The following is a 7,573-nucleotide window of genomic DNA, read 5'->3' on the forward strand; positions in this document are numbered from 1 at the left end:
GAATCGGTAACGGTGTGGTCAACTCCCGCGACCGGTGAGACGGGAGAGGCTCGAACACGTACAACTGCACAGAGGGCGACTGACAGTTACCGCAATTGAATACGCGGCTTGTCAGTTGTGTGGGATGCGTGAAAGGCTCTTGCCCTGTCACGAGGCAGCCCCCCTCCAACTCGCTTACCGTCAGAGCTAGTTGGCCGTCATTCGTGGATGCAGGAGACCCATGCCCGACCTGCCGACTCCTCAGGACGCCGCTGAGGCAGCGCTGTTCACCGAGTGCTGGGACGCCGTGCTGTCCTACGCCGACCTGTGCACGTCCGGAGCCGCCTCGGCCACCGAACTGGCCGGCGAGGCGTTCGCGCTCGGCATGCAGGAGGCCCGCAGCGCCGGGTCCGGCGCGATGCGCGGTTCGACCCGGCGCGTGCTGCCGGTGATACCGCTGCTGCTGACCGCCGTACGGACCACGGCGGCGGCCTGGGAGGCCGCCGGGCGGGGGCACCGGCTCGACCCGGATCTGCGGCTGTGGCTCAACTCGGACAAGGCGGCCCGCTACACCGGCATGCCGTTGCAGCGCCCGATCGCGCTGCGCGGCCTGCGTGACCTTCAGGAAGCGGACGCGGCGCTGCTGTGGCTGGCCGAGGTGGAGGCACTGCCGATGCCCGTCGTGGCCCGCCGCCTCGGCCTCGACCCGGCGCTCGTCTCCGGTGAACTCGCCCAGGTGCGGGGCCTGTTCAGGGACCGCTGCCATCGCAGTCACCTCGACACACCGATGGCCGCCGAGTGCCGCAGCTATGCCCGGCTGCTGGACGCGGTGACCCGTTCGCCGTCCGCCGACACACCCGAGGACCTCTCGCGGCACCTCGCCACCTGTGTGCAGTGCGCGGAGGCCGCCGCCTGTCTGCGGCTGCAGGGCGGCGGACTGCCGTCGGCCCTCGCGAGCGGTGTGATCGGCTGGGGCGGGCTCGCCTATCTGGAGCGCCGCCGCCGGGCCGCCGAGGTGCGGTTGGGCGCGGGGCGCCCCGCGGCCGAGATCGAGACCGGGGAGCCGAGGGAGGGCGCGACCAAGGCGCGCCTCGTGCGCAACGGTCTACTCGCTGCCGCCGTCCTTCTCTCGCTGGTGGCGCTCGGCGTCTCGATGATGCCGATGGCCGGTGCCGGGCGCGACAGCGCGGCCGGTGACGACGCCGACCGCCAGCCGGTGGCCGACCCCAGCTCCACGGTGGCGTCCGTCGGTGCGCGCCCGCCGGCCACGGCCTCCTCGACCGGCCGGTCCGCGGCGAGCCACACGGCGACAGCCTCACCCAGCGACAGGAACCCCGACACGGAACCTCAGGGCACCGCCTCGGCCACCGCGAGCAACTCACCGTCCCCGACGACGAGTTCGAGCGCGAGCGCGCCGGCGAGCTGCGAGGTCACGTACGACATGGTCAACCAGTGGAACGACGGCTTCCAGGCCGCTGTCACCGTGACCACCACCAAGGCCCTCGACAACTGGCGCCTCGCCTGGTCCTACCGCGACGGCCAGCAGGTCACGCAGATGTGGGACGCGAGCGTCGCCCAGGACGGCTCCCGGGTCACCGCCACCGCCGCCGACTACAACAAGAACGTCGCCGCGAACGGCAGCTTCACCTTCGGCTTCCTCGGGACGTGGAACAACAGCAAGAACTCCGCGCCGTACGGGTTCACGCTCAATGGGGGCGCTTGCACCCAGTAGTTGGGGGCGCGGGGACCAGGGGCCGGGGTGGCCCGTCAGCTGCTCTTCTCGGGGCCCCAGCGCTCGGGCCCCACACCACGCCAGTCGATCCACGGTGACTCCGCCAGCTCCGCCGGGTCGATCTCCAGCCCGGCTCGGCGGAGGAACTCGGCGATGTCGGCCAGGTTGTGGGCCAGGCCGAGGATCTCGCCGTCCACGCGCACACGCCGGCCGCCCCTGGCCAACGGCGGAAGCACGATCACGCGAACCGGCCCGGACCGGTCTCCGGGATCATCCGGTACCTGCGCCTCCCCGTCCCAGTCCGTCACTGGTGCAGCCGCTCACTCGCATTCCCGTACGACCGTTCCAGGCGCCAGGAGGGATGAAAGGGGCGGAGAGGGTGGAAGGGGCGGAAGCGGAGCCGGGTGAGGTGGTGAGGCAGCGATCGCATGACCAGATTCAAGCACGTGTTCGAATATTTAGGCCATCAAAGAGGACTCGTCGGACCGCCACAGCCAGCGGAGGGCATCGGGGAGCAGGACGCCACCGTGGTTGGGGCTGTGGCCGCCGTCACCCAGGACCAGGCGGAAGTCGTATCCGGCTTCCGCGAGCGCGGCCGCGACGCGCAGGTTGCCGGCGAGCCAGTTCCGCTCGGGCTCGTTCCAGCGCAGGTCGCGATGGCCCGCTTGGAGAAAGACGCGCAGCGGCTTGCGGGGCACGCTCGGAATGAGTTCGGGGTACGGGTTGCCGTCCGGCATCTGCGTGAAGCTGGACAGGAACGCGGTGACCCGGCGGAACTTGTCGGGGCGCAGCCATGCCGCGGTGAAGGCGCAGTTGCCGCCGCTGCTGCCACCGCAGATGCCCCACTGATCGGGATCTTCGGTGATCGAGTAGCGCTTGCCGACCTCGGGGATGATCTCGTTCAGGAGGAAACCGACGTACCGATCGTCGAACGCGTCGTACTCGGTGTTGCGGTTCTTCGGATATTCGGCGCCGGAAAAGACGCCGGGGTCGACGAAGACGCCGATGGTCGCCGGGATGTCACCCCGGTGCATGAGGTTGTCGAGGACGATCGCGCCGCGGACCTCACCCGCGGGGTCCAGGTACCACCAGCCGTCCTGGAACACCATGAGCGACGCTGGTTCGGCGGGGTCGTAGCGTGCCGGCACGTGGACCCAGAACTTCCGGGACGTGCCGGGGTAGCTCGCGCTGTCGTTCCAGTCGAACTCGATCGTCTCGCCGCGGGGGACGCCGGGCTGGGCGATGGAGTCGGGGCCGTGGGCGTAGCGGACGTCCGACTGGTGGATCGGAAGCGGTTGATAGGGAACCTCGATCGTCACACGGGCCAACCTAGGAGAGTCCACGACCTGCCTCAAAGGGGTTTCGGGCATCAGGGACGGAACAGAACGGAGCGGATGCGCGTGCGCAGCGAGCCGGGCTGTCCAAGCGTCCAAGATCTCTCTACGGTTGGTGTCCGACCGCCCCGTGCGGGGCTGGATGGACGAAGGGGACTGTGTGGAAGCCGAGTTGGCGGCGCTTGCGGTGTCGGGGGCGACGACGCTGGTCGGGCTGATGGTGTCGGAGTCCTGGGAGCGGGCGAAGGCCGGAGTGGCCCGGGTGCTCGGCCGACGGGCCTCGGGAGGGTCCGCCGAGGAAGAACTCCGGCTGTCCAGCGAGGAGTTGGCCCGAGCCCGGGCCGCGGGTGACGAAGGGGCCGAGGAGGCCGCCAGGGCGCGGTGGCGGCAGCGCCTGGAGACGCTGTTCCGGGAGGATCCCGGCGCGGCCGAGGAGCTGGGCAGGTTGCTGGCCGACGTCGCGCCGGACGCGTCGCGCGCCTTCGTGAACCTGGTCAGCGGAGGCACGTACTACGGTCCCGTCTTCCAAGGGGCCCAGATCCACGGGGGGATCGCCTACACCATCCAGCAGGCGCCCGCGGCCGACTGCCCGGCAAGGCCGGACCAGGTGCCTGCCCTGACCGTCCCGTTCAGCAACCGGACGGCTGAACTCGCCGCCCTGGACGACATGTTCGGTGCGAGGGGAGACACCTTCGGACGGGTCGACGTAGGAGTGCTGGACGGGCTTCCCGGCGTGGGCAAGACCACGATGGCGCGGCGTTGGGCGGAAACGGCGCGGGGGCGCTTCCCGGACGGTCAGCTGTACGTGGATTTCGCGGCCCTGCGTGATCAGTCGACAATGCCGGCCGCTACGGGTGCGGACGTTTCCGAGGCCCTGGCCATGTGCCTGAGGTCTCTCCCGGGAAGCCACAGCGCGATTCCGGACTCCCTCGTGGAGCGGACCAACCTGTTCCGGTCGCGCTCGGCGGACCTGCGCATCCTGCTCGTCCTCGACGATGTGAACCAGCCCGCGCAGGTACGTGCGTTGGTTCCCAAGGGCCCGGGCAGCGCGGTGCTGGTCACCAGCCGGAGCAGGTTGGGCGAACTGGCGATGAGGAACGAAGCGCGCCTGATCTCCGTCAAACCCCTGGACACGCACGGCGGGCTGGCCCTGCTGGCCGACCGCTGCGGCGCGGAGGCGGTCGAGGCCGAACGGGACGCTGCCGTACGGCTGGTGGAACTGTGCGGCGGTCTGCCCGTGGCCCTGCAGATCGTCGCGGCACGGCTGGTCACTGAGGACGGCTTGAGTATGGCGGCGCTGTCCGCGGAGCTGGACGACGAGGCCGGGCGGCTGGCGGGGATGTCATGGGAGGGAGAGGAGTACTCGGTGTCCGCTGTTCTGGGTCCTGCCTACCGGCTCCTGCCGGCCGATGCCGCCCGGCTCTACCGCCGGATCGGGTGGCTTCCGTTCGGCACCTTCGACGCCGGCGTGGCCGCGGTCGCCGCGGACTTCGACACGAGAGACGTCAAACGCCTGCTGGGGGTCCTGGCGAAAGCGAGTCTCGTGGAGTCCCTGGGCGATGGGCGCTACCACATGCACGACCTGGTGCGCCTGCATGCCCGGGAGTGCGCGGAGCAGGAGGAGTCGGCGACCGAGCATGCCGCGGTGATCGAGCGGGTGGGCACGCACTATCTCGTCCTCACCGCGTTCGCCGACCGGGCACTCAAGAAGAACCGGCTGCGCATCGCCGACCTCTCGGCCCTGCTGCGGGACGCCGCCGACCCGTTCGCGGCCGTCGGCGGCCCACCGCCGCTGGAGTGGCTGGACACCGAGCACTCCGCCATCCTGGCCGTCCTGCGCACGGCTTCCCGGCACGGGGCGCACACCCTGGTCTGGCGACTGGCCGAAGCGTTCACGGCACTGTTCCTGTACCGCCGTTACCTCGGAGCCTGGAAGGAGTCGCTGGAGCTGGGCGCCGTGGCGGCGGCGGCCGCGGCGGCGGCTCCGTCGGCCACGGAACGGGAGGTCGAGGAGGCCACGGCTGCCGAGGCGCGACTGCGGAGCTTGCTGTCGCGCCCCTTGTTGGGTCTTGGCGAGAACGACCGGGCGAAGCGGGAACTGGAGACCGCCGTCGCCCGCTCCGAGACGGTCGACCGCCTCGATCTGCGGGCCTCTGTGCAGGAGTTCCTCGGACGGTACCGGGACCTCTTCGAACCGTCCCGCGCCGCCGAGGCGTATCGGCGCTCCCTGGAACTCAACGTGCTCGCCGAGGAAACCCGGGGTGCCGCCATCGCCGCCCTCTTCCTCGGATGCGCGCAGGACGCGACGGGCGATCACGCGGAGGCGATGGTCACGCTGCTACGGGCACGTAGCGAGCTGCTGTCCGACGACGAACCGGACCTGCGCATGGCGGCCCGGGCGACAGCGGCCATCGGCGTCGTGCACGGCCACCTCGGTGAGACCGAGGAGGCGCTTCGCGTGCTCGGCGAGGCCGCCCGGGAGCTGCGCGAGCAGGAGGCGATGCACTACGAGGCGGAGGCGTTGATCGCACGGGCGGACATCGCCGAACAGGCGGGCGGTCGTACGGACTTGGTGCGCGAGTGCCTGGTCCGTGCCGTCGAGATCCACGAGGCGCTCGGCAACCCCCGGGCGGCGGAGCTGCGGCGACGGTTGGGAGATCTCGAGGGCTGACATCAGCCCCGGGGCCGTTTACCGGGTCGGCGGCGCGGCGGGACGAAGTCGGAGTACGACGTCCTCGTCCCGTGTGTCCCCGATGCGCAGCGTCACGTGGGTGCCGTGCAGCGGATGCCCCGCGCGCAGACAGGCGTAGACGACGGCGGCCGGCAGGCCCGGGTCCCGCACCGGGCCGGTGGCCGCCGCCTCCACGACCCGGCCGTCCCGCAGCCCGACGAGAGTGCCGCCGCCCCGAACCGCCGATGCCGCGAGGAGACTTCCGGGTAGTTGGGTCAGCGTGTCCCGGATCCAGTGCAGTGCCCCGACCGCGGTGGGCGCGGGGTGGCGTCGGACCAGTACCGAGGCGCTCTCGGTCAGCCGCCGGTCGCGCTCGTCGTCCGCACACGCGAGATGCGTGTACGACGCCGACGAGTCCCGGCCCGCTGCCGAGTGGCCGGCCACGGCCGCCGGGACCCGCCGCACGGTGACCGTCAGCCCTTCGCTGGTCCCGGTGACATCGGTGGTCACCTGCCACGAATCGACCGACGCGGCGGGCGGGTCCGGAACGGGCAACGCCCGGGCGGAGGGTGCCGCGGCGGACGGTTCCGGGAGCTTCAGCAGGTGGTACAGGGCGGTGCGGAGTCGGGCGAGGGCCTGTCCCGGCTCGGCGAAGGCCCGGTGCGCGACCGCCGCGTACCGCTGCGGTGTGTGCTCGCGTACGACGTCCTCGACCTGCCGGCGCAGACTCCCGCGTGGATCGAGCCGGGGTGCGACGGACGCCAGGTCGTCGATCGCGGTTCCCGCCACCGCGTCCGCGCCGAACGCGCCGAGCAGTACGGGCAGGCCGACGGACGCGCCGTACAACGTCACCGAACCGTGGTCGCCGCAGAGGACGTCCGCCGCGACGAGCGCGGGCCGCCAGGCATGGACGGCCGGCATCAGCAGCAGTCCCGCGTCCAGTGCGGCGGTCTGGAGGGTGTGGATCTGCCATGCCCCGTGCGCCGACCACACGTTGGGGTGGATGATCGCGCCGACGCGGTATTCGTCGCAGGGGAGTTGCGCGAGGAGGTGGGCGACGAGGTCGGGGCGGCTCCCGAGGAGCGATGTAGGCCCCCAGGTGGAACTCACCATGACCAGCCGCTGCTCCTCCGTGACGCCCAGCGCCTCCCGGTAGGCGTTCCTGTGCGGCCGGCTGGCGACAAGTTCGTCGAAGCACGGGTCGCCGACCAGCAGGGTGTGCCCTGCGGCCTTCGGATACGAGGCGAGCAGTTGCTCTTCCTGGGCGGGATGCGAGACGGCCAGCCAGGCACGTCCCGACTCCAGCAAAGCGTTCGGTACGACTCCGGAGAGCCGGTCCTGCGGGCCGCGTGAATCCGGGACGAACTTCTGGAAGCCCACCCCGTGGGGCAGCACCAGGACCGGGCAGTCGCCCTCCGGTACGTCGATGTTCTCGCTGGCGGAGAGAATGAGATCGGGGGTGATGCGCGCGAGCTGTTCCCACGGCATGACCCGGCACCCGGCGCTGTGCAGGAGTTCGAGGACGCCGGAGTTGAAGGCGGACGTCGGGTCGTGGGCGAAGACGACACTCACGCGGGGGTCGTCGCGCAGCAGAGCGGGGAGTGATTCCAGAACCCGTACGGTCGAGGTGACCGTACGCGCGGCGACGACCAAGGTCCGCTCACTGTGGAACGTGCTCCACCGAGAGGCGTCGTTCCCCACCGGGACGCGAAGCGGCAGGCTACCGAACACGGCAGCAGCCCCTAACCACTCCGCGACTCCCGCCACTCAGCGGCTCGCGGCTCGCGGCTCGCGGCTCGCGGCTCGCGGCTCGCGGCTCGCGGCTCGCGGCTCGCGGCTCGCGGCTCGCCTTCTGCG

5 protein-coding genes are annotated in these 7,573 nt (G+C 71.2%); 2 read left to right on the forward strand and 3 right to left on the reverse strand.

Annotated elements, in window-relative coordinates; translation table 11 throughout:
• Positions 1 to 220 precede the first annotated feature (220 nt).
• A complete protein-coding gene (locus tag ABZT04_RS18210; RefSeq protein ID WP_356057604.1) occupies positions 221 to 1,711 on the forward strand; it encodes a cellulose-binding domain-containing protein in 1,491 nt (496 codons plus the stop codon).
• 35 nt (positions 1,712 to 1,746) lie between these two features.
• Here ABZT04_RS18210 and ABZT04_RS18215 read toward each other — a convergent pair whose 3' ends face one another.
• Both ABZT04_RS18215 and ABZT04_RS18220 read right to left on the reverse strand, forming a co-directional pair.
• Positions 1,747 to 1,947, reverse strand: a complete 201-nt coding sequence (locus ABZT04_RS18215) for a hypothetical protein (RefSeq protein WP_356057621.1) — start codon at positions 1,945 to 1,947, stop codon at positions 1,747 to 1,749.
• A 222-nt stretch (positions 1,948 to 2,169) separates the two neighbouring features.
• Entirely contained in the window at positions 2,170 to 3,030 is an 861-nt protein-coding gene (locus tag ABZT04_RS18220; RefSeq protein WP_356057606.1) for an alpha/beta hydrolase-fold protein, read from the reverse strand.
• A gap of 130 nt (positions 3,031 to 3,160) precedes the next feature.
• Between ABZT04_RS18220 and ABZT04_RS18225 the strand changes: the two genes are divergently transcribed.
• Positions 3,161 to 5,716: an NB-ARC domain-containing protein gene (locus tag ABZT04_RS18225; RefSeq protein ID WP_356057607.1), complete on the forward strand. Its 2,556-nt coding sequence runs from the start codon at positions 3,161 to 3,163 to the stop codon at positions 5,714 to 5,716.
• Between the two features lie 18 nt (positions 5,717 to 5,734).
• Here the strand turns inward: ABZT04_RS18225 and ABZT04_RS18230 are convergent, their stop codons facing one another.
• Entirely contained in the window at positions 5,735 to 7,369 is a 1,635-nt protein-coding gene (locus ABZT04_RS18230) for a hypothetical protein (protein WP_356057608.1), read from the reverse strand.
• Between the last annotated feature and the right edge of the window lie 204 nt (positions 7,370 to 7,573).

This window comes from Streptomyces sp. NPDC005492 (assembly GCF_040605995.1).
GTDB lineage: Bacteria > Actinomycetota > Actinomycetes > Streptomycetales > Streptomycetaceae > Streptomyces.

Coding starts and splice junctions, on each gene's coding strand:
- ABZT04_RS18210 (WP_356057604.1), top strand. CDS start 221: ATGCCCGACCTGCCGACTCCTCAGGACGCCGCTGAGGCAGCGCTGTTC.